Origin of the sequence: Paraburkholderia fungorum, assembly GCF_902833645.1 — a bacterium.
Lineage (GTDB): Bacteria > Pseudomonadota > Gammaproteobacteria > Burkholderiales > Burkholderiaceae > Paraburkholderia > Paraburkholderia fungorum.
Genome location: NZ_CADFGE010000017.1, coordinates 101,904 through 123,710, shown reverse-complemented (window position 1 = coordinate 123,710; position 21,807 = coordinate 101,904). Strand labels below are relative to the sequence as shown.

Below are 21,807 nucleotides of genomic sequence, written 5' to 3'. Positions count from 1 at the left end.
CGAGGCAGCCCGTTCGTGGCCCGTTCGCCCCGAGCCAACCCGTGCAGCACCTGGCGACCGATCAAGAGGAGACACCGTGACAATTTACAAGCTTGGCGAAGCAGCCCCGACCATCCATGAAAGCGTGTTCGTCGCCGATTCGGCGAACATCATCGGCAAGGTAACGCTGGAAGAAAATTCGAGCGTCTGGTTCGGCGCGACGATTCGCGGCGACAACGAACCGATTACCGTTGGCGCGGGCAGCAACGTCCAGGAAAACGCGGTGCTCCATACCGATCCGGGCTTCCCGCTGACGATCGAGCCGAATGTAACGATCGGCCACCAGGTCATGTTGCACGGCTGCACGATCAAGGAAGGCTCGCTGATCGGAATTCAGGCGGTGGTCTTGAATGGTGCGGTAATCGGCCGCAACTGTCTGGTTGGAGCGGGCGCCATCGTCACGGAAGGCAAGGTGTTTCCCGACAATTCGCTGATTCTCGGCGCGCCCGCCAAAGTGGTGCGCGAACTGACCGAGACGGATATCGCCAATATGCAGCGCGGCACGGCAAGCTATGCCGAGCGCCGCGAATATTTCAAGGCGCAGCTCGTGCGCATCGGCTAACCAGCCGGAGCGCGCGGCGCGCACGGCGCAGCATCAGGCTGCGTCATTCGACCGAGGAAAAGTTGTGAGCGACCAGTTGCAAAAATTCATGTTCAGCGCGGCGCCGGTGCGCGGCGAGATCGTTTCGCTGCGCAATACGTGGCAGGAAGTGCTGACGCGCCGGGACTATCCGGCGCCCGTGCGGACGATTCTGGGCGAGATGATGGCTGCGTGCGCGCTGCTTTCGGCGAACCTCAAGTTTGACGGCACGCTCGTCATGCAGATTTTCGGCGACGGGCCGGCGAAGATGCTGGTGGTGCAATGCAGCTCCGACCTGTCGATGCGCGCCACCGCCAAGCTCTCCGGCGAAGCGGGCAGTACGATCGACGACACCACTTCCATGATCGATCTCGTCAACGCGAGCGGCCACGGCCGCTGTGTGATCACGCTCGACCCGCGCGAGAAGCAGCCCGGCCAGCAGCCGTATCAAAGTATCGTGCCGCTGTCGGGCGTGGACGGCCCGCTCAAGTCGATGTCCGAAGTGCTCGAACACTACATGCATCACTCCGAGCAGCTCGACACGCGCCTGTGGCTCGCGGCGAACACCGAACGCGCGGTCGGCATGCTGTTGCAGAAGCTGCCCGGCGACGGCGGCATCGTCCCGCATCCGGGCGAGCTGGATGCGGATACGTGGGAGCGCGTTTGCACGCTCGGCGGCACGATGTCGCAAGACGAACTGCTGAAAGAAGAGCCGGCTACGATTTTCCGCCGCCTGTTCTGGCAGGAAAACGTCCAGCATTTCGAGCCGGCCACGGCGCGCTTCGAGTGCAGCTGTTCGCGCGAGAAAGTCGGCGCCATGCTGAAAATGCTGGGCCGCGAAGAAGTGGACGGCGTAATCGAAGAGCGTGGCCACGTCGAGATTCATTGCGAATTCTGCAACCAGCGTTATGAGTTCGACCCGGTCGACGTGGCGCAACTTTTTGTCGCCGACGCGCTCTCACAAGGTGTGACGCCGGCCGCCAGCCAGCGGCACTGAAACGGCCCGGCGACGGCTTATTACGCCCCCGATTACCGCAGTAAAATGACACGTCGCCAAGTGCCTTTTCGAGGCGCCGGCGGCGCGTTATCGTTGAGCGTTGCGTTGGATCGTCGGCGGTGCGCGTTGCGCATGTTTTGCTTAGGCATCCGACCGATGGAGATCAAAATGAACATCAATACATCGCTAAAGCACTGCATGCGCACATTCGCCGTGCTGGCAGCCATTGCCGCCGGCGCCGCGCTGACGGGCTGCGTGATGGACCCGCCGGGACCGTCGCCGATTTATAGCCGGTTGCCGGCCGACCAGTCGGGCATGGCCAGCACCGCGCAGCCGCTCACGCCCGAAGAACGTGAGCGCTATGATGCGATCGACCGTCAGGTGATGGCCGAGCAGAATCAGGCGATTGCCGCCGACAACGCGGCTCAGGCGTATGCACGTTACTACTCGCCGCCCGTCAACGTGTACGGCGGTTACTACGGCGGCGGTTGGGGGCACGGCTGGGGTACGGGCGTCGGATTTGGTTATTCGCCGTACTGGGGCTGGTAGGTCGAAGCGGAGACTCCCGAACAGGAGCGCCGCGAGCGATAAGGCCTGGCGCCACGCTCAGTGCGTGGCCTTCTTATCTTTGACCGCGGCCTTACCGGCATGCTTTCGATCCGGTTTCGCGCGCGACTCCGGATTGGGCACCACATGCAGCGGCGCCGCCGACACCTCACCACGCGTAGAGGTGGTCGCTGAAGAAGTATTGGTAGTTGGCAAAGGGGCGTTCGGCGAAACGAACTGCACGAATACCTCGCCGTCTTTCACCATGCCCATTTCGTAGCGCGCCCGCTCTTCCACCGCGGCCGTGCCGTTCTGCAGATCCTGCACTTCGCCCTGAATGCGCTCGTTGCGCAGCTTCGAATCGGCGTTCTTCTGCAGTTGCTGCGCCAGTTGCTGCTGCAACTCATGCACGCGCAACCAACCGCCGTGCCCCCACCAGAGCGGGTACTGGATCAGCGCCAGTAGAACGATCAGGACAGCAGTGACAAGCCGCATGAAGTAAGCACAATAAATACACGCCGCCCTGCGCTATACGCAGGGCGGCGGGGTCAATCAGAAACGAAGGATAACCGGCTCATTGGTCGGCGCTAGCAGCAGGACCATTAGCGCAGATTGTAGAACGCCGACTTGCCCGGATAGCTGGCGATATCGCCGAGGTCTTCCTCGATACGCAGCAACTGGTTGTATTTCGAGATACGATCCGAGCGCGACAGCGAACCCGTCTTGATCTGACCGGCGTTCAGGCCGACTGCGATGTCCGCAATCGTCGAATCTTCGGTTTCGCCCGAGCGGTGCGAGATCACGGCCGTGTAGCCGGCACGCTTCGCCATTTCGATCGCCGCGAAGGTTTCCGTCAGCGTACCGATCTGGTTGATCTTGATCAGGATCGAGTTGGCGATGCCCTTCTCAATGCCTTCCTTCAGGATGCGCGTGTTGGTGACGAACAGGTCGTCGCCCACCAGTTGCACCTTCTTGCCGAGCTTGTCGGTCAGTGTCTTCCAGCCTGCCCAGTCGCTTTCGTGCATGCCGTCTTCGATCGAGACGATTGGGAACTTGTCGGCCAGGTTCGCCAGGTAGTCGGCGAATTCCGTGGACGACAGTTGCAGGCCTTCGCCCGCCAACTGGTACTTGCCGTCGTGATAGAACTCGCTGGCCGCGCAGTCGAGCGCGAGCAGCACGTCTTCGCCCGCGCGGTAGCCGGCCTTTTCAATGGCTTGCAGAATGGTCGACAGGCATTCTTCGTTGCTGCCGAAGTTCGGCGCGAAGCCGCCTTCGTCGCCCACCGCCGTGCTCATGCCGCGGTCCGACAGGATCTTCTTCAGCGCGTGGAACACTTCGGCGCCGCAGCGCAGTGCTTCGCGGAAGGTCGGCTGGCTGACCGGCACGATCATGAATTCCTGGATGTCCAGGCTGTTGTTCGCGTGCGCGCCACCGTTGACGATGTTCATCATCGGCACCGGCAGTTGCATCGCGCCCGAACCGCCGAAGTAGCGATACAGCGGCAGGCCGGCTTCTTCAGCCGCGGCCTTCGCGACGGCCATCGAAACAGCCAGCATCGCGTTCGCACCGAGGCGCGACTTGTTGTCGGTGCCGTCGAGTTCCAGCAGGGTCTTGTCGAGGAAAGCCTGCTCGGAAGCGTCGAGGCCCATGATCGCTTCGGAGATTTCGGTGTTGATGTGCTCGACGGCCTTCAGCACGCCCTTGCCGCCGTAACGGCCGGCTTCGCCGTCGCGCAGCTCGATCGCTTCACGCGAACCCGTCGACGCGCCCGACGGCACCGCAGCGCGGCCCATCGTGCCCGATTCGAGCAGCACGTCGCATTCGACGGTGGGGTTGCCTCGCGAATCGAGAATCTCTCGACCGATGATATCTACGATAGCACTCATGGTTTCCTCAAGAAATGACGTTGAATTCTTTACTGTGAAACTGCACCGGACACCGCCGGTCTCCCCGGCAAACTACTGGCGCCCTGATGCTTTCGACGACCATTGCGTGCATTCGCCGCGCACCGATTATGCAAGCCCATCGTGACACGCGGTGAATGCCTGAATCAGTTGAAATCGCTTTCGAGGAACGGCGCGCGCTTGACCGCCCGATCGAGCGTAACAAGCGTTTCGAGCAGCTCGGCCATGCGATGCAACGGTACCGCGTTCGGGCCGTCCGACTTGGCTTCCGAAGGCTTCGGATGGGTTTCCATGAAGAGACCCGACACGCCGACGGCTACCGCGGCACGCGCCAGCACCGGCACGAATTCGCGCTGGCCGCCCGAACTCGTGCCCTGCCCGCCCGGCAACTGCACCGAGTGGGTAGCGTCGAACACGACCGGCGCCTTGGTTTCGCGCATGATCGCAAGCGATCGCATGTCAGAAACCAGGTTGTTATAACCGAACGACACGCCGCGCTCGCACGCCATGAAGCGGTCTTCCGAAAGCCCCGCTTCACGCGCCGCATCACGCGCCTTGTCGATCACATTCGTCATGTCATGCGGTGCGAGAAACTGGCCTTTCTTGATGTTGACCGGTTTGCCCGAACGCGCACAAGCCTGAATGAAGTCAGTTTGACGGCACAGGAAAGCAGGCGTTTGCAGAACGTCGACCACCGACGCAACCTGCTCGATCTCATGCTCCGCGTGCACATCCGTCAGCACCGGCAGACCAAGCTGACGCTTCACTTCCGACAGAATGCGCAAACCTTCGTCCATGCCCAGACCGCGAAACGACTTGCCGCTGCTGCGGTTGGCTTTGTCGTATGACGATTTGTAGATGAACGGAATGTTCAGTTTCGCGCAGATTTCTTTCAGCTGGCCTGCCGTATCGATCGTCATCTGCTCCGATTCGACAACACAGGTGCCTGCGATCAGGAAAAACGGCTTGTCGAGCCCGATTTCGAAATCGCCCAGCTTCATGCTTTCTCCCCGACTTCCGCCGTCGTGCGCGGCTGCTGGTGCGCGAGCGCCGCTTCGACGAACGACTTGAACAACGGATGGCCGTCGCGCGGCGTGGACGTGAATTCCGGGTGGAACTGCACGCCGACAAACCACGGGTGCATGCTGCGCGGCAATTCCATCATTTCCGGCAGATCTTCACTCGGGGTACGGGCGCTGATGATAAGGCCACCGGCTTCGAGCTGGGGCACGAAACGGTTATTGACCTCATAACGGTGACGATGGCGTTCGTTCACATCCTTGCCATAGATCTCTTCGGCCATCGTGCCGGGCTTGATCGGGCAACGTTGTGAACCCAGGCGCATCGTGCCGCCCAGATCCGATTCTTCGGTACGCTTCTCGACCCGGCCTTCACGGTCGTACCACTCGGTGATCAGCGCAACCACGCGGTTCTCGGTTTCCGGATCGAACTCGGTGCTGTTCGCGTCTTTCAGGCCGACCACGTCGCGGGCGAATTCGATCACGGCCAGTTGCATGCCGAGGCAGATGCCGAGATACGGCACCTTCGCTTCGCGTGCATAGCGGATCGCGGCAATCTTGCCTTCAGTGCCGCGACGGCCGAAGCCACCCGGCACGAGCACGGCATCCAGATGCTTGAGGCTCTCGACGCCTTGCGTCTCGATCTCTTCCGAATCGATGTACTCGATGTTGACCTTGGTCGACGTATGCATCGACGCATGGCGCAGCGCTTCGATCAGCGACTTGTACGACTCGGTCAGATCGACATACTTGCCGACCATGCCGATCGTGACTTCGTGCTTCGGATGCTCGAGTTTTTCGACGAGATTCGCCCACATCGACAGATCGGCGGCCTTCGGCGTGAGCTTGAGCTCTTCGCAGATGATCGCGTCAAGACCCTGGTCGTGCAGCATCTGCGGAATCTTGTAGATGCTGTCGGCGTCCCACACGGAAATCACCGCGTCTTCCGGCACGTTAGAGAACATCGAGATCTTCGCGCGCTCGTCGTCCGGAATGCGGCGGTCGGCGCGGCACAGCAGCACGTGCGGCGAGATACCGATTTCACGCAGTTTCTGCACGCTGTGCTGGGTCGGCTTGGTTTTCAGCTCGCCCGCGGTCGCGACCCAGGGCACCAGCGTGAGGTGCACGAAGCACGCGCTGTTGCGGCCCATGCGAAGACTCATCTGACGCGCGGCCTCGAGGAACGGCAGCGATTCGATATCGCCTACGGTGCCGCCCACTTCGACGATGGCGACGTCCGGCTCACCGCACGTAGCGGAAGCCGCGCCGCGTTCGATGAACGCCTGGATTTCGTTGGTGATGTGCGGAATGACCTGCACCGTCTTGCCGAGATAATCGCCACGGCGTTCCTTGCGGATCACCGATTCGTAAATCTGGCCTGTGGTGAAGTTATTGGCCTTGCGCATCTTCGTGCTGATGAAGCGCTCATAGTGGCCAAGGTCAAGGTCAGTCTCCGCTCCGTCTTCCGTCACGAACACTTCGCCGTGTTGAAACGGGCTCATCGTGCCGGGGTCGACATTGATGTAGGGATCGAGCTTGAGGAGGGTGACTTTAAGACCGCGCGATTCGAGGATCGCGGCGAGGGAAGCGGCGGCAATACCCTTGCCGAGGGAAGATACTACGCCGCCGGTGACGAAAACATATTTGGTCATCGCTGGATGCTCGCGGGAAAAACGGATTATACCGTAAAGCAGGGTCTCAACCCAGCGAATTCCTGGCGACATCCGCACGAAAGTATGCCGCGGCGATGGCAATCGCCGTTCGTCGATCATGCACCGTTTTCGCGGCGCCGGTGAAGCGCTTTAGCGGACCGCGCCGCGCTCGCGTCTGCGGTCACGCCTCTTGTGAACAGGCTACCACGCCGGTGAACGCGGACGCCGCCTCGCGCGCGGTGCCCGTCACGGCCTTAGGCGCGCCGCTCCAGTTCGCGCAACATCCGCTGCACCGCACGCGCGGTTTCGAGCGGTTTTTCCATTGGATACAAATGGCTGCCTTCGATCCATTCCACATGCCCGCCGGTTGCGCGGCGGGTGGCGTCCAGCCCCGCCTGGCGCACTTCCTTTGACCGCGTACCGGCGATGAAGCCCACCGGCACCGGCGCGCCACGCGCGAGGCGAGGCCCAAGCGTATGCGGCAAGGTCTTGTAGATCTGATATTCGGTGCGCCGGTCGAATGCAAGCGAGCGGCCTCCGTCCGGCGAGCTCTGCGGGATGCCGAAGTCGATGTAGTCCGACAGCATGCGCTCGTCCCAACGCGCGAACGCCGGTTTCGAATGAAAGTGCCGCCACGCCTCCTCTCGGCTTGCCCACTGCGTACGGCGCGAGCGGGTGGCCGCCGCGGGCGACAGGCGTTCGTCGAGTCCCGTCCATTGCGACACTCGCAGCATGCTGCTGCGCCAACCCGCGATCACGGGCGAATCGAGCATGATCACGCCTCTCACCCACTGCGGCTTTTTCAGCGCCGCCATCAGCGACAGATAGCCGCCCAGCGAATGGCCGACCAGCCACACCGGCTGCTCGTAACACCGGCCCACGTCGTCGAGCAACTGCTCGACCAGATGCGGCCAGTCCTGCGTGACCGGATAACGCGCGTCGTGACCGATGCGCTCGATCGAGCGCAGTTCGTAGTCGTCGGCGAGCTCGGCGAAGATCGTTCGGTAAGTCGACGCCGGGAACCCGTTCGCATGCGAGAAGTGGATGATGTTTTTCAACTGCGGCACTCTCCGTTCTGTTTCGGCGCCTGGGCCCCGCGCCTGACTCTTGGTTCAGACTCCGGCCCGGCGGCGCATTTATTCTCTTCGTGCGGCCGGCAATCCATCAGCGATCCATCCAGTAGCGGTGCTGCGTGTCGCGATAGCGCTCGAGCGTCAGGGTGGCGGCGCCAAGGCCCGGATCGACTCCTTCGGCGACTGCGGAATCAAGTCCCTCGCTGGCCTTCGGCCCGGCGCCTGGTTCGATGGTCGGGTCGATGTCGGGGTTGATGTTCGGATTGACGTCAACCCGCACCGCACCGTCCGCATCGCTGCGTGCAAGCTCGATATGCCGAGCCTTGTAACGCTCGAACACACCTGCATTCGGATGATGAAACCGGTTGCGATAGCCTACCTGAAATAGCGCGATGAGCGGGTCGATAGAGTCGAGGAACGGCTCAGTCGACGAGGTCTTGCTCCCGTGATGCGGCACGACCAGCACCTGGGCGCGCAACGCGTCGCGATCGCGGGCGAGCAGCATGCGTTCGACCGGCGCTTCGATATCAGCCGCCAGCAAGGCGGCCATGCGCGGCGCCACGGTTTGAACATTAGCGGCCGGCGGGCTCGCCGCGGTCGGCAGATTCGTGCGGGCCGGCGCCGTACTCACCCGCAACACGCAGCAATGGGCATTCGGCTTGCCTTGCAGCGGTCCGGCATCCGGCCACAGTATCGCGAACTCCACGCCGTCCCATTGCCAACGCTGGCCAGCCGCACAGGGCAACGTAGCCGCGCCGCGCTCCCTCGCGTTCGACCACAACGGATTGGCGGGCGCCAATGCCGCCATCATTTGACGTACCTCGATCGCCTCCAGTACAGCCGGCGCGCCGCCCGAATGGTCGGAATCGGCATGGCTGATAAGCAGTGTATCGAGCGCTCTAACGCCGTGTGCCTGCAAAAACGGCACGACAACCCGTTCACCCGCATGCGTCGATTCCGGTCCCGGTCCGGCGTCGAATAACAGCGTGTGATGCGCGGTTTCGACCAGCACCGAGGTGCCTTGACCGATATCCAGCGCCGTCAGGCGAAAGCTGCCGTGCGGCGGCCCGGCTGGCGCCGGCATCAGCAGCGGCAGCCACGTGATCGGTGCGGCCCAGCGCAGCGGCCAGCCACGCGGCGCCAGACACCAGCAAACGCCAAGCGCCGCCGCGGTGAGCGCCCATGGGTCCGGCTGGGGCAGCCGCCAAAGCGTCCATGCCGGACCGGACAGCATTTGCAGGCCTGTCGCCAGCAGGTCGAGCAAGCTGTGCGCGGCGCGAAAAGCGTAGGCGTCGAACGGCGCGGGCAACACGACGCCTGCCAATACGGCCGGCGTCACCAGCAGACTCACCCACGGAATCGCGAAGGCATTCGCGAGCGGGCCGATCAACGGAATCTGGGCGAACCAATAGACGGTGAGCGGTGCAAGCGCGACGGTCACCGCGAACTGCACATGCGCGGCACCGCGCGCCCGTTCGCCGAAAGCCCGGGCGCGGCGGCATACGACAGACCACAGGCGCGCAAATCTCGTTGGCGTCACGCTGCCTTCACTCTCTTCGTCGCGGCGCTGCTCGTGGTCCTGCACCCGCGGCCGTCCCGACATCGCGAACAGAATCGCCGCCACCGCGCAGAACGACAGCCAGAATCCCGCCGCCACCACGGCCCACGGATCGATCAGCAGCACGAGGCCCAACGCCCACGCCAGCACCACCGATCGCGCGAGGTTGCGCCCGCTGATAAAGGCGAGCGCCACCACCCCCGCCATCCACAGCGCGCGCTGGGCCGGCACGTTGAAACCCGCCAAGGCTGCATGCAGCCCGGCGAACAACGCGCCACCCATCACCGCGACAACCTGCGCGGGCAGCAGCAGCGGCCAGTTGCGGCCGACGAATCCCGAGCGCCGCCACACTGCCCCGGTGAGCCACGCCGCGAGGCCGGCGGCAAAGCCGATGTGCAAACCCGAGATCGCCACCAGATGACTGGTGCCCGTGCCGCGCATCAACAGCCAGTCGGACGGGCTGACTTCGTCCTGCGCGCCGATGGCGAGCGCCACCACGATCCCGCGATGCGCCGCGTCGGCGAGCACGCTGTCAATGCGCGCACGCAGCGCGGCGCGCCAGCGATCGACCGTCACGCTTATGCCACGCGACATGCCATGCAGGCGCACAGCTTGAGCCGGCGCGCTCACATAGCCGGTGGCGCGCACATTGCGCGCCAGCAAACTGGCTTCCACATCGCGCACGCCGAAGTTCGCATTGCCATGCGGGCGTTTGAGCCGCACCGTCAGACGCCAGCGCGTGCCCGGTTCGAGCGGCGGCGCAGGCGCATCTGCGGCAATCCACGAGAGTTGAAGCACGCGCGGAAAAGCGGCGATCGGCGCATTCGCCGACTCGACTTCAAAAAGGAAGCGCGCACCCTTATCGTCGCGTGACGGCAGTCCCTTGATACTGCCTACAACCTCGATGTCGCGCCCTTCCCAGGCGTTCGGCAAGCTCACCGCGAGCCGGACTTCCGCACGCCAGGCGGCATAGCCGAAACCCACACAAAGAGCCGCGATCCACAGCGCGCCCCAGCCGACGCAAGAACGAGCGCGCGTGCCGGACAAGGCACGGCCAATGGATGATTTCGCGGCAGCGGCAGCCGCATGCGCATCGGCGGCTACTGAAACCGGCCAGCGCAAGCCCCACACCGCGACCAGAATCGCAACGCACCCAAGGGAAAGCAGCGCACACCACCCACGCCAATCCGGCAATGCCGCCTGCCGCTGCAGCCCAATCACCCCCAACGCAAACCCGCACCACCATGCCCGCATCCGCCCTCCGCGCCATCCGTTCAGCCTTCGCCTGACCACATGACGCTCAGCGAACAGACGTCAGCAGACCCGCCGGGCATGTGTTCCGCCCGACGCGAACCACTCAGACCATCGCGTTCAATTATGCAGAGGAAAGTGCCAGCCGCGGCAGCGCGGCGAGCGCGTTAGCCGTTGTGCCTAGGGCGGCTTCGTCGGCGCTCATGCCGCGCAGTTGCGCGAGGCCCGCGCCGATAGCCGGAATCTGATCCGGCGAGTTGCGCTGTTTGTAGATCCAGGATGGGGCGATGTCCGGCGCGTCGGTCTCGACGACCAGCGCCTCGAACGGCAGCTGTTCCGCCAGGCGCCGGATTTGCCGCGCCCGCTCGAAGGTCAGATTGCCGCCAAAACCGAGATGCATGCCCTGGTCGATATACGCCTCGGCCTGCTGAAAACTACCGTTGAAGGCGTGCGCGATGCCGCGATGAATCTGATGCCGCCGCAGCCCTTTGATCACCTGATCCTGCGATTTGCGCACGTGGCAAATCACCGGCAGATCGAATTCGCGCGCCAGTTGAAGTTGACCGTTGTAGAAGAACTGCTGGCGCGCATCGTCGAGACCCTCGACGAAATAGTCGAGGCCGATTTCGCCTATGCCGACAAACCGTGGATCGTCGAGACTCGCCTCGATTTCCATGCGCAGCAGTTCGAGATCGCTCTCCTGCGCACCCGGCGTGAAGAGCGGATGAATGCCGAGCGCATACGCGCCGCCGTCGATACGGTGCGCGAGCTCACGCACCGCCGTAAAGTTCTCGCGGCCGATCGCCGGAATCACGATACGCCCGACACCGGCCTGACGCGCCGCATCGGCGACCGCCTCGCGGTCGGCGTTGAATTCGGAAGCGTCGAGATGGCAGTGCGTATCGATCCACATGGCGCGCTCCTCGTTAGCGGCAGAGCCTCGCTCGCGTTGTGCGCGGCGCTTAAACCGGCACGGGTGGCTCTTCGTGCAAGACGCCGTCGCGCAGCCGCATGATCCGGTCGCAACGTCCGGCCAGCTCCGGATCGTGCGTGACGATCACGAAGCTGGTGTCGAGTGTTTGCGAAAGTTCGAGCATCAGGTTGAAGACCGTGTCGGCCGTGCCGCCGTCCAGATTGCCCGTGGGTTCGTCGGCGAGCACGCAAGCGGGCTTGGTCACCAGCGCCCGGGCGATGGCCACGCGCTGACGCTCGCCGCCCGACAGCTCACCTGGACGATGCTTCGCGCGATGCCCCATGCCGACCCGTTCCAGCACCGCGAGCGCCTCGCGCCGCGCGGCTTCGGTGGTCATGCGGCGAATCCGCAGCGGCATCGCGACATTGTCGAGCGCGGTGAATTCCGGCAACAGATGGTGAAACTGGTACACGAAACCGAGCGCGCGATTGCGCAGGTCGTTACGTTTGCGCTCGGAGAGTTTCGTAAACGGCTTGCCCATCACCGAGACATGACCCGCGCTCGGATCGTCGAGCCCGCCGAGCACATGCAGCAGCGTGCTCTTGCCGGAACCCGACGCGCCGACGATCGCCAGCTTTTCACCGCGCCGCACGCTCAATTGCGCGTTGTTGAGCACCTGCACATTGAGACCGCCCTGCACGAACGACTTCGAAATGCCGGTTGCTTCCAGCACATAGGGATGCAACGCGTTGTCGCCAGAAACCATGGATACGCTAGTGGAACGGTCATTCATAGCGCAGTGCCTCCGCAGGACGGACTTTCGCACCACGCCAGCTCGGATAAAGGGTCGCCAGCGCCGACATCAGGAACGCGATGATGCCGATCCGCGCCACGTCGGCGGGAATCAGTTCGGACGGCAGTTCGCTGATGAAATACACCGACGGCGGCAGGAACTGCACACCGAGCAGATGCTCGATCATCGGCACGAGCCACGGAATGCTCCACGCAATCAGGCAACCGAGCGCCACGCCGGTCGCCGTGCCGATAAAGCCGATCGTCACGCCCTGCACCACGAAAATCTTCATGATCGAGCCGGGCTGCGCGCCGAGCGTGCGCAGAATCGCGATGTCAGCCTGTTTGTTGGTCACAGTCATTACCAGCGACGACACCAGATTGAACGCCGCCACCGCGATGATCAGCGTGAGGATGATGAACATCATGCGTTTTTCGATCTGCACCGCCGAGAACCACGTCTTGTTCTGCTGGGTCCAGTCGCGGATATACAGATCGCCCGACAACGTGCGCGCCAACTGATGCGCGACCTCCGGCGCGCGCTGCATGTCGGTGACGCGCAGCCGCACTCCCGTCGGCGCGGACAGCCGGAACAGCGCCTCGGCGTCCTTGATGTTGATCAGCGCGAGCGTGCTGTCGTACTCGTAATGCCCGGACTCGAAGATGCCCACCACCGTGAACTGTTTCAGCCGTGGCAGCATGCCGGCGGGCGTGATGGTGCCTTCGGGCGCGACCAGCGTGATCTTGTCGTTGACCGTCACGCCGAGATTGGAGGCGAGGTCCGCCCCCAGCACGATACCGAAGTCGCCCGGCACGAGGTCGGTCAGCTTGCCGCCCTTCATTTCCTTGCCGATATCGGACACTTCAGGTTCCAGCGACGGTTCGACGCCGCGCAGTGCCACGCCGCTCACGGCGTCCTGGCGCGTGAGCAGCGCCTGCGCGTCGACGTACGGCGCCGCGCCGATCACTTCCTTGTTCTGGCGCGCTTCCTGGGCGGTCAGTTGCCAGTTGGGCATCGAACCGGTCGGCGAAAAGATCTCGACGTGCGCCAGCACCGACAGCATCCGGTCGCGCACCTCTTTCTGGAAACCGTTCATCACGGACAACACGACGATCAGCGCCGCGACGCCGAGCGCGATGCCCGACATCGACACGAGTGCGATGAAGGAAATGAAGCCGTTACCGGTCGTGCGTTTGCCGGCGCGGGTGTAGCGCCAGCCAATCTGCCATTCGTAGGGAAATTTCAAGCGAATCCTTTTCTGCGTTCTTCGTCTGCTTCCGGCCTTCTGCTGCACACGACGGCGCCAACCTGCCTCCGTCGCGCCTGTCATGCGGCCTGAGCGTCGTGATCTATTGGTGTCGCGGCAACCCGGATGGTTCCGGTAAAACGTTCCGGTGCCGTCCGGCGCGCCCCTCGCAAACCCCCGCGCCGCCGAAGCCGGCGCCCCGTCGCTGCTGCTACCGCCGTCAATCAAGCGCGAAGTTTGCCATACAATGCCGCGCATTCGCGCAATGACCCGGTGCACGGGGCGCGCGGCCCCGCCCCTAACGCAGGTTGTAGCGGCTCCTCAGCCCATTGATGATCCCGGCCGCCTGGCTGACCGCCATGTCGCGCAGTTCCGCGTCCTTGCGGTCCCGATGCAGATGGGTGATATCCCAGTTGCAACCGTCTTCGTCGTCGACGGTCTCGTGGAACCCGGTTGGAATCCAGCCGGCCGTGGCCGGATTGGCGTCGAGCGCTTTCACGACCAGTTCCAGCAACTCCTGCTCGGTTTTCAGTTCACGCGACATGTCGGTCTCCGGCGTCATGGGCGCGGTGCCGCCGCGCTCGGCTGCTGCCATCGGCGGGATCCGGGCACGCTGCCCGAATCCGCCGATATGGTCTGAATACTCGCACTCTTTGCCCTACAATGCGCAGCATCATGCACGCCAACCGTCTTCATCTTCTCCTGCCCTTCGCGCTGCCCGCCGCAGCGGACGCCTCCACCGCTCTACACGACATCCGAAGTCCGGCCCTCGACCGGCTGATCGCGCGCGCGACGCTGGTCGAACGGGTGATCGGCGAAGATTTTCAGCGCACGCTGCCGCATGAGCGCTGGGTGGCGCGCCAGTTCGGCGCACTGCCGGGCGGCGCGGCGGCCGCCGATGAAGCACCGCTCGCGCCGTATATGCTGCGTGCCGACGGCGGCGACCCCGGCAACGCCACGTGGGCCTGCGTGCAACCGGTGCACGTGCGCATCGCGCATGACCATCTGGTGCTGATCGATCCGGCCTCGCTCGAGCTATCCGACGACGAAGCCAGCGTCCTGCTGGCGGTCGCCCGGCCCTTGATCGAAGAACTCGGCGTGCGGATCGAAGCGCCCAGGCCCGCGCGCTGGTACTTGTCGGGAGACGGTTTCGGCACGCTGGCGGGGGCGTCGCCGTTGCGTGCGAGCGGTCGCAACATCGAAATCTGGCTGCCGCACGAAGCGCATTCCGGCGAGCGCTCGCGCGCCTGGATGAAATTGCAGAACGAAGTGCAAATGGCGTGGTTCGAGCATCCGGTCAACGAAGCGCGCGAGGCGCGTGGTCTGCCGGCCGTCAACTCGATCTGGTTTCACGCGCAGGGAACGGCGCAGGCAGTGACGAGCCCGTTCGCGCGGGTATTGTCCGACGCGGCAGCCACGCGCGGTCTCGCGATGACCGCAGGCGTCGAGACCGGCGCACCGCCGGCGTCCTTCGCCGCACTGACAGCGCGTGGCGCTGCGGGCGGCACGCAAGCCGGCGCGTCCGCCGGCACGAATGCCCATGCCAACGGCACTACGCTGGTCGAACTCGATCCGTTCTCCGCACCCTACATCGAGCAGGACTGGGCACGCTGGAACGACGCCTTCGCCGCGTTGCAAACCGACTGGTTCGAACCGGCGTTGGCCGCGCTGCAAGCGGGCCGGCTCGATGAACTCGGCATGACGCTATGCGGTGACACCGGCTCGGTGACGCTCACGGTGACACGCGGCGACCTGCGCAAATTCTGGCGGCGGCGCGTGTTCGCCTCGCTGTTTATCGAATGACACACCGAATGATCCACCGAATGAAACATCGAATGACCCACGGCCTTTCCGAATGACTCGAATCGTTACGCGCGCCGCGTCACCTGTCGACGCCGAAATCCTCACCCGCCACGGCCTGCATCCGGTGCTCGCGCGCCTGTATGCCGCGCGCGGCGTGTGCATGCCCGACGAAATCGAAACCGGCCTCGCGCGGCTCGTGCCGCCTGCGGCGCTCAAGGGCTGCGAAGACGCGGCGGTGCTGCTCGCCGATGCGATCCAGAACCAGCGCCGCATGCTGGTCGTAGCCGACTACGACTGCGACGGCGCTACCGCCTGCGCGGTCGCGGTGCGCGGCCTGCGCATGTTCGGCGGCCGGATCGAGTATCTGGTGCCGAACCGCTTCGAGTACGGCTATGGCCTCACGCCCGAGATCGTGGCGCTGGCCGCCCGCAGCGCGTCGGGCAAGCCGGAACTGCTGATTACAGTCGATAACGGCATCGCCAGCGTCGACGGCGTGGAAGCGGCCAATGCGCTCGGCATCGACGTGCTGGTCACCGACCATCACCTCCCCGGCGACGAACTGCCGGCTGCCCGCGCCATCGTCAATCCAAACCAGCCGGGCTGCACGTTTCCGAGCAAGTGCATCGCCGGGGTCGGCGTGATGTTTTATGTGCTGCTGGCGTTGCGCGCGGAATTGCGCCGCCGCGGCGCTTTCAGCGACGATTTCCCCGAACCTCGTCTGGACGGCCTGCTCGATCTGGTCGCGCTCGGCACGGTCGCCGACGTGGTCAAGCTCGACGGCAATAACCGCGTGCTGGTCGCGCAGGGCTTGCAGCGGATTCGCAAAGGCAAGATGCAACCGGGCATCGCCGCCCTGTTCCGCGCCGCCGCACGCGACGCTCGCAGCGCGTCGGGTTTCGACCTCGGGTTCGCGCTCGGCCCGCGCCTGAATGCGGCCGGCCGCCTGTCGGATATGTCGCTCGGCATCGAGTGCCTGACCACCGACGACATCGGCCGCGCATGGGATCTCGCGCAACAACTCGACACGATGAACCGCGAGCGCCGCGAAATCGAAGCCGGCATGCAGCAGCAGGCGCTGGAAGACCTGTCGGCAATCGATCCGGAGGGCGCGAGCACCATCACGCTGTTCAACCCGAGCTGGCATCAAGGTGTGATCGGTATCGTCGCCGGACGGCTGAAGGAGAAATTCCACCGGCCGTCGTTCACCTTCGCGCTCGCCGACGACAGCGGCCAGCTCGTCAAAGGCTCGGGCCGTTCGATTCCGGGCTTCCACCTGCGTGACGCGCTCGATCTGATCTCGAAGCGCGAGCCGGGCCTGATCGTCAAATTTGGCGGCCACGCGATGGCCGCGGGCCTGACGATCGCCGCGGCCGACGTGCCGCGCTTCACCGCCGCGTTCGAGGCGGTGGGCCGCGAATGGCTCTCCGAAGAGGCGTTGTCGCGCACGGTCGAAACCGACGGCGAACTCGAAGACGCCTATTTCACGCCGCAATTCGTCGAAATGCTCGACGCCGCCGTGTGGGGCCAGGGTTTTCCGGCTCCGGTGTTTTCCGGCGAATTCGACATCGCGTCGCAGGCGCTGGTCAAAGACAAACATCTGAAACTGCAACTGGTGCGCGGCCGTCAGCGCTTCAACGCGATCTGGTTCAATCACACCGACACGCTGCCCGCGCGGACCACCGTCGCCTACCGTCTGGCGAGCGACACGTGGAATGGCGTGTCGCGGGTGCAATTGATCGTCGAGCACGCGGCGAGCTGAAACGGCCCGCGGGTCGCGAAGCGCGCGACAAGCGCCAAAAATCACCGCAAAATCAGTCCCAAACCCGCGCCGGATCGCTCAAGAGCCTCCGGCGCGGGGCGCCGATCGGCTATAATTTCTCCTTTTTACGAAGCTATAAAAGATCGACATGGAAGCGGAACGTCTCAACGCGATCGAAGCCTCACTGGCGGACCTGCGCACGCGCGCGGACTCGCTACGGGGGTATCTTTGACTACGACGACAAAGCACTGCGTCTAATCGAAGTCAACCGGGAACTCGAAGACCCGGACGTCTGGAACGACTCGAAGCACGCCCAGGCCCTCGGCCGGGAAAAGAAGCTGCTCGACGACACCGTCGGCAAACTCACGTCGCTCGATAACGACCTGCGCGACGCGCAGGACCTGTTCGACATGGCCCGCGAAGAAGGCGACGAGGAAACCCTCATCGCCTGCGAAGCAGACGCGCAAGGCATCGAACAACGCGTGGCGGACATGGAATTCCGCCGTATGTTCGCGAATCCAGCCGATCCGAACAACGCCTTCCTGGACATCCAGGCCGGCGCCGGCGGCACCGAGGCGTGCGACTGGGCGTCCATGCTGCTGCGCCAGTACCTGCGCTACTGCGAGCGCAAGGGCTTCAAGACCGAAGTGCTGGAACAGACCGACGGCGACGTCGCGGGCATCAAGAACGCCACGATCAAGATCGAAGGCGAATACGCGTACGGCTTTCTGCGTACCGAAACCGGCGTGCACCGCCTCGTGCGCAAGTCGCCGTTCGATTCGTCGGGCGGCCGCCATACGTCGTTCTCGTCGGTGTTCGTGTACCCGGAAATCGACGATTCGATCGAAGTCGACATCAACCCGGCCGATCTGCGTATCGACACCTACCGCGCGTCCGGCGCGGGCGGTCAGCACATCAACAAGACCGATTCGGCCGTGCGGATTACGCACATTCCGTCGGGCATCGTCGTGCAGTGCCAGAACGACCGTTCGCAGCACCGCAACCGTGCCGAAGCCATGGCCATGCTGAAATCGCGCCTGTACGAAGCGGAAATCCGCAAACGTCAGGAAGAGCAGGACAAGCTCGAAGCCGGCAAGACCGATGTGGGCTGGGGTCATCAGATCCGCTCGTACGTGCTGGACAACAGCCGTATCAAGGACCTGCGCACCAACGTCGAAATCAGCAATACCAAGAGCGTGCTCGACGGCGACCTCGACCCGTTCATCAGCGCGAGCCTGAAACAGGGCGTCTAAGCGCAACCGGCGCGGCATGCCTGACAGCGCCGCGCCGTATCTTTGCATCTTGTGCATCTTTGTTATAGCGCCTGAGGTTTTTACTGACTGGCCACCCGCATGCGGACCATCCTGGTGCGGGCCACCGAATACCAAACCATCATGACCGAACCGACCCAGCCTAATGCGGCCCAGAATGTCGCGCCCGAGGTAGACGACAACAAGATCATGGCCGAACGCCGCGAAAAGCTGCGCGAGCTGCGTGAGCAAGGCGTCGCCTATCCGAACGATTTCCGCCCCACGCATCACGCCGAAGATCTGCAAACGCAGTACGCCGGAACCGACAAGGAAGCACTCGAAGCCAATCCGCTCGAAGTCGCGATCGCCGGCCGCATGATGCTCAAGCGCGTGATGGGCAAGGCAAGCTTTGCGACCGTGCGCGACGGGTCGGGTCAGATCCAGTTCTTCATCACGCCCGCAGACGTCGGCCAGGAAACGTACGACGCCTTCAAGAAGTGGGACATGGGCGACATCGTCGCCGCGCGCGGCGTGCTGTTCCGTACCAACAAGGGTGAACTCTCGGTGCGCTGTACCGAGCTGCGTTTGCTGTCGAAGTCGCTGCGCCCGCTGCCGGACAAGTTCCATGGTCTCGCCGATCAGGAAATGAAGTACCGCCAGCGCTACGTCGACCTGATCGTCACGCCGGAAACGCGCAAGACCTTCATCGCGCGCACCAAGGCGATGTCGTCGATCCGCAAGTTCATGGCGGACGCCGATTTCATGGAAGTCGAAACGCCGATGCTGCACCCGATTCCGGGCGGCGCGGCGGCCAAGCCCTTCACCACGCACCACAACGCGCTCGACATGCAGATGTTCCTGCGCATCGCGCCGGAACTGTATCTGAAGCGCCTCGTGGTCGGCGGCTTCGAGCGTGTGTTCGAGATCAACCGTAACTTCCGCAATGAGGGCGTGTCGGTACGCCACAATCCGGAATTCACGATGATCGAGTTCTACGCGGCGTACACCGATTACAAGTGGATCATGGACTTCACCGAGCAGTTGATCCGCCAGGCGGCGGTCGACGCGCTCGGCAGCGCCACGATCACCTATCAGGGCCGTGAACTCGATCTGGCCAAGCCGTTCCATCGTCTGACGATCAGCCAGGCGATTCAGAAATACGCACCACAATACACGGACGCACAACTCAGCGACGACGCATTCCTGCGCACGGAACTGAAGAAGTTCGGCGTGGATGCATCGCAGCCGCAGTTCCTGAACGCGGGCGTGGGCGCACTGCAACTGGCGCTGTTCGAAGAGACCGCCGAATCGCAGCTGTGGGAGCCGACTTTCATCATCGATTACCCGATCGAAGTGTCGCCGCTGGCGCGCGCGTCGGACAAGTTCGATGGCATCACCGAGCGCTTCGAGTTGTTCATCACGGGCCGTGAAATCGCCAACGGCTTCTCCGAGCTGAACGATCCGGAAGACCAGGCTGCCCGCTTCAAGAAGCAGGTCGACCAGAAAGACGCCGGCGACGAAGAAGCGATGTTCTACGACGCCGACTACATCCGCGCGCTGGAATACGGCATGCCGCCGGCCGGCGGTTGCGGCATCGGCATCGACCGGCTGGTGATGATGCTGACCGACAGCCCGAGCATTCGCGACGTGATCCTGTTCCCGCATCTGCGCCGCGAAGACTGATCGCCGCGTCGTTCGCGGTAACGGCTCGCAAAAGAGAAACGCCCGGCTCGATACCGGGCGTTTTTTATTGCAGCTGCGAAAAAACGTAGGGCCGTAACCTGACAGTTTGTAACCGTCGGTAAAAGGTGCGTATGCTCTACCAGTCCGCCGCTTTTCCAGCCTCCCGCGGACCCGCAAGAAATCAGGCACGCCGCCGTACTGGGCGGACTTTGACGCGTACGGGACGCGATGATTGCCCGGAAATCGTTACAAATTGAAACCCTCCGGGGATCGATTTGCCCGACACTAAGTCTCAATAACAGTCGACTCTGCTCCAGACGGAGGCCAATATGGATAATCCAGATACCAAATCCACGCAACAACGTCGTCTTCACCCGCTCGTCGCCACCGCTGCCGGTGCGGTGATCATCGCCAGTCTGGCCGCGACCGCGGCCGTCACGGGCTTGTTCCCGAAAGCGTCGAGCACCAGCGCGCAAACGGATCAAACCCAGGCGGCGCAAGTGGCCACCCAGCCGGGCGTGGTCGATTCGGCTGCGCCGGCAAACACGGCCGCTCAACAGGTGGCCGCGCAGGCCGCAGCACAACAGGCAGCGCAGCAGGCGCCGCAACGCGCCCCGGCGCCGACGCAGCAACAGTACGCTCAGCAACAACAAGCTCAGCCGGCACCGCAGTACGCCCAGCAACAGCCGTCGCAACCGGCCTACTGCTCGACCTGCGGCACGGTCGAGGGCATCTCGGCGGTACGTCAGGAAGGCCATGGCACGGGTATCGGCGCAGTCGGCGGCGCGGTGGCCGGCGGCGTAGTCGGCAACCAGTTCGGCAGTGGCAACGGCCGTACCGCGATGACGGTGCTGGGCGCCCTCGGCGGTGGCCTGGCCGGTAACTCGGTTGAAAAACACATCCGCAGCACGACGTCCTATTCAGTGCGAGTGCGGATGGAAAACGGCAAGACGCGCTACTTCACGTATCACGAAGCGCCGCCGTTCCAGCAAGGCCAGCGTGTGCGGGTCGAAAACGGCACGCTCGTAGCAAGCTGACCGCTGACAGCCTGAAGATTCTCCAGGCGTTAAAAAAGGCGATGCCAATGGAATCGCCTTTTTCTTTGCCGCAGCCGGAGCAGAATCAATCGCGCCCCGCCGCCCGCGGAAAACCCAGCCCCGTGCTCAGTAATCCGCGTCTTCAATCCATGCAGCCTGAATCGCTTCCAGGATCTTTTCGTTCGACCGGTTAGGGTCGTCGTCGAAACCCTCCAGCTCGGTAACCCAGCGGTGCAAATCAGTGAAGCGCACCTGTTGCGGGTCTATGCCCTGGTGCTTGTCAGTCAGGGCCATCGCGATGTCTTGCGTATCGGTCCACTTCATGGCTGCATCCTCCAGTTAGTGATTTTCCTTCGCGTGATTGATCGAGTAACGCGGGATTTCGACGACCAGATCCTGCTCAGCCGGCACCATGGCCTGGCACGACAGGCGTGACGCCGGTTCGAGCCCCCACGCCTTGTCCAGCAGATCGTCCTCGTCTTCCTCGGATGGCGTCAAGGCGGCGAAACCCTCACGCACGATCACGTGGCAAGTCGTGCACGCGCAGGACTTCTCGCAGGCGTGCTCGATTTCGATGCCGTTATCGAGCAGATTGTCGCAGATGCTCTTGCCGGGCACGGCATCGATCACCGCGCCTTCCGGGCACAGTTCGACGTGGGGCAGCACAACGATTTGAGGCATACATTTTCCGTTTGGGTCTGCGG

General features: G+C 63.6%; 20 protein-coding genes. 8 read left to right on the top strand and 12 right to left on the bottom strand.

Annotated features, from left to right (window positions below; all coding sequences use genetic code 11):
* Positions 1-76: 76 nt before the first annotated feature.
* The 3 genes from HWX91_RS36630 to HWX91_RS36620 all read left to right on the top strand — a co-directional run bounded on the left by HWX91_RS36630 (position 77) and on the right by HWX91_RS36620 (position 2,165).
* Entirely contained in the window at positions 77-601 is a 525-nt protein-coding gene (locus HWX91_RS36630) for a gamma carbonic anhydrase family protein (RefSeq protein WP_028199516.1), read from the top strand.
* Positions 602-665: 64 nt separating this feature from the next.
* Complete coding sequence (gene hslO, locus HWX91_RS36625) at positions 666-1,616, top strand: Hsp33 family molecular chaperone HslO (protein WP_028199515.1); 951 nt, start codon at positions 666-668, stop codon at positions 1,614-1,616.
* A 168-nt stretch (positions 1,617-1,784) separates the two neighbouring features.
* The gene (locus tag HWX91_RS36620) at positions 1,785-2,165 is read left to right on the top strand and encodes a hypothetical protein (protein ID WP_028199514.1); all 381 of its coding nucleotides are present in this window, start codon (positions 1,785-1,787) and stop codon (positions 2,163-2,165) included.
* Between the two features lie 57 nt (positions 2,166-2,222).
* Here the strand turns inward: HWX91_RS36620 and ftsB are convergent, their stop codons facing one another.
* The 10 genes from ftsB to HWX91_RS36570 form a co-directional block, all read right to left on the bottom strand.
* Positions 2,223-2,657, bottom strand: a complete 435-nt coding sequence (gene ftsB / locus HWX91_RS36615) for a cell division protein FtsB (protein ID WP_028199513.1) — start codon at positions 2,655-2,657, stop codon at positions 2,223-2,225.
* 107 nt (positions 2,658-2,764) lie between these two features.
* Positions 2,765-4,048, bottom strand: a complete 1,284-nt coding sequence (eno, locus tag HWX91_RS36610; protein WP_028199512.1) for a phosphopyruvate hydratase — start codon at positions 4,046-4,048, stop codon at positions 2,765-2,767.
* A 164-nt stretch (positions 4,049-4,212) separates the two neighbouring features.
* Positions 4,213-5,067: a 3-deoxy-8-phosphooctulonate synthase gene (kdsA, locus tag HWX91_RS36605; protein WP_028199511.1), complete on the bottom strand. Its 855-nt coding sequence runs from the start codon at positions 5,065-5,067 to the stop codon at positions 4,213-4,215.
* The gene (locus tag HWX91_RS36600; protein WP_028199510.1) at positions 5,064-6,737 is read right to left on the bottom strand and encodes a CTP synthase; all 1,674 of its coding nucleotides are present in this window, start codon (positions 6,735-6,737) and stop codon (positions 5,064-5,066) included. The genes kdsA and HWX91_RS36600 overlap by 4 nt, the downstream gene beginning before the upstream one ends.
* Before the next feature lie 254 nt (positions 6,738-6,991).
* Positions 6,992-7,795 (bottom strand): alpha/beta fold hydrolase, encoded by an 804-nt coding sequence (locus HWX91_RS36595; protein ID WP_028199509.1) that lies wholly within the window; start codon positions 7,793-7,795, stop codon positions 6,992-6,994.
* A gap of 106 nt (positions 7,796-7,901) precedes the next feature.
* Complete coding sequence (locus HWX91_RS36590) at positions 7,902-10,622, bottom strand: DNA internalization-related competence protein ComEC/Rec2 (protein WP_028199508.1); 2,721 nt, start codon at positions 10,620-10,622, stop codon at positions 7,902-7,904.
* Between the two features lie 121 nt (positions 10,623-10,743).
* Positions 10,744-11,532, bottom strand: coding sequence for a TatD family hydrolase (locus HWX91_RS36585; protein ID WP_028199507.1), 789 nt, complete (start codon positions 11,530-11,532; stop codon positions 10,744-10,746).
* 49 nt (positions 11,533-11,581) lie between these two features.
* A complete protein-coding gene (lolD, locus tag HWX91_RS36580) occupies positions 11,582-12,325 on the bottom strand; it encodes a lipoprotein-releasing ABC transporter ATP-binding protein LolD (protein WP_028199506.1) in 744 nt (247 codons plus the stop codon).
* Complete coding sequence (locus tag HWX91_RS36575; RefSeq protein ID WP_028199505.1) at positions 12,318-13,571, bottom strand: lipoprotein-releasing ABC transporter permease subunit; 1,254 nt, start codon at positions 13,569-13,571, stop codon at positions 12,318-12,320. Before HWX91_RS36575 ends, lolD begins: the two co-directional genes overlap by 8 nt.
* Before the next feature lie 298 nt (positions 13,572-13,869).
* Positions 13,870-14,166, bottom strand: a complete 297-nt coding sequence (locus HWX91_RS36570; RefSeq protein ID WP_028199504.1) for a hypothetical protein — start codon at positions 14,164-14,166, stop codon at positions 13,870-13,872.
* Between the two features lie 68 nt (positions 14,167-14,234).
* On the opposite strand from HWX91_RS36570, the gene HWX91_RS36565 reads away from it, so the two are divergent.
* From HWX91_RS36565 to HWX91_RS36545, 5 genes are all read left to right on the top strand, one after another.
* Positions 14,235-15,374: a hypothetical protein gene (locus HWX91_RS36565; RefSeq protein WP_028199503.1), complete on the top strand. Its 1,140-nt coding sequence runs from the start codon at positions 14,235-14,237 to the stop codon at positions 15,372-15,374.
* Between the two features lie 52 nt (positions 15,375-15,426).
* A complete protein-coding gene (gene recJ / locus HWX91_RS36560; RefSeq protein WP_028199502.1) occupies positions 15,427-17,133 on the top strand; it encodes a single-stranded-DNA-specific exonuclease RecJ in 1,707 nt (568 codons plus the stop codon).
* A 148-nt stretch (positions 17,134-17,281) separates the two neighbouring features.
* Positions 17,282-18,386, top strand: a protein-coding gene (prfB, locus tag HWX91_RS36555) for a peptide chain release factor 2 (RefSeq protein WP_096335780.1) whose coding sequence is annotated in 2 segments (ribosomal slippage) — positions 17,282-17,362 and positions 17,364-18,386 — 1,104 coding nt in all. Because the reading frame shifts where the segments join, the coding sequence is not laid out codon by codon here.
* 141 nt (positions 18,387-18,527) lie between these two features.
* Complete coding sequence (lysS, locus tag HWX91_RS36550; protein ID WP_028199500.1) at positions 18,528-20,066, top strand: lysine--tRNA ligase; 1,539 nt, start codon at positions 18,528-18,530, stop codon at positions 20,064-20,066.
* Positions 20,067-20,395: 329 nt separating this feature from the next.
* Positions 20,396-21,103 carry a glycine zipper 2TM domain-containing protein gene (locus HWX91_RS36545; RefSeq protein WP_028199499.1) on the top strand — a complete coding sequence of 236 codons (708 nt, stop codon included), beginning with the start codon at positions 20,396-20,398 and terminating at the stop codon, positions 21,101-21,103.
* Between the two features lie 126 nt (positions 21,104-21,229).
* On the opposite strand, the gene iscX is transcribed toward HWX91_RS36545, so the two are convergent.
* Positions 21,230-21,427, bottom strand: coding sequence for a Fe-S cluster assembly protein IscX (gene iscX / locus HWX91_RS36540; RefSeq protein WP_028199498.1), 198 nt, complete (start codon positions 21,425-21,427; stop codon positions 21,230-21,232).
* Between the two features lie 15 nt (positions 21,428-21,442).
* A complete protein-coding gene (fdx, locus tag HWX91_RS36535) occupies positions 21,443-21,784 on the bottom strand; it encodes an ISC system 2Fe-2S type ferredoxin (protein WP_028199497.1) in 342 nt (113 codons plus the stop codon).
* Positions 21,785-21,807 lie beyond the last annotated feature (23 nt).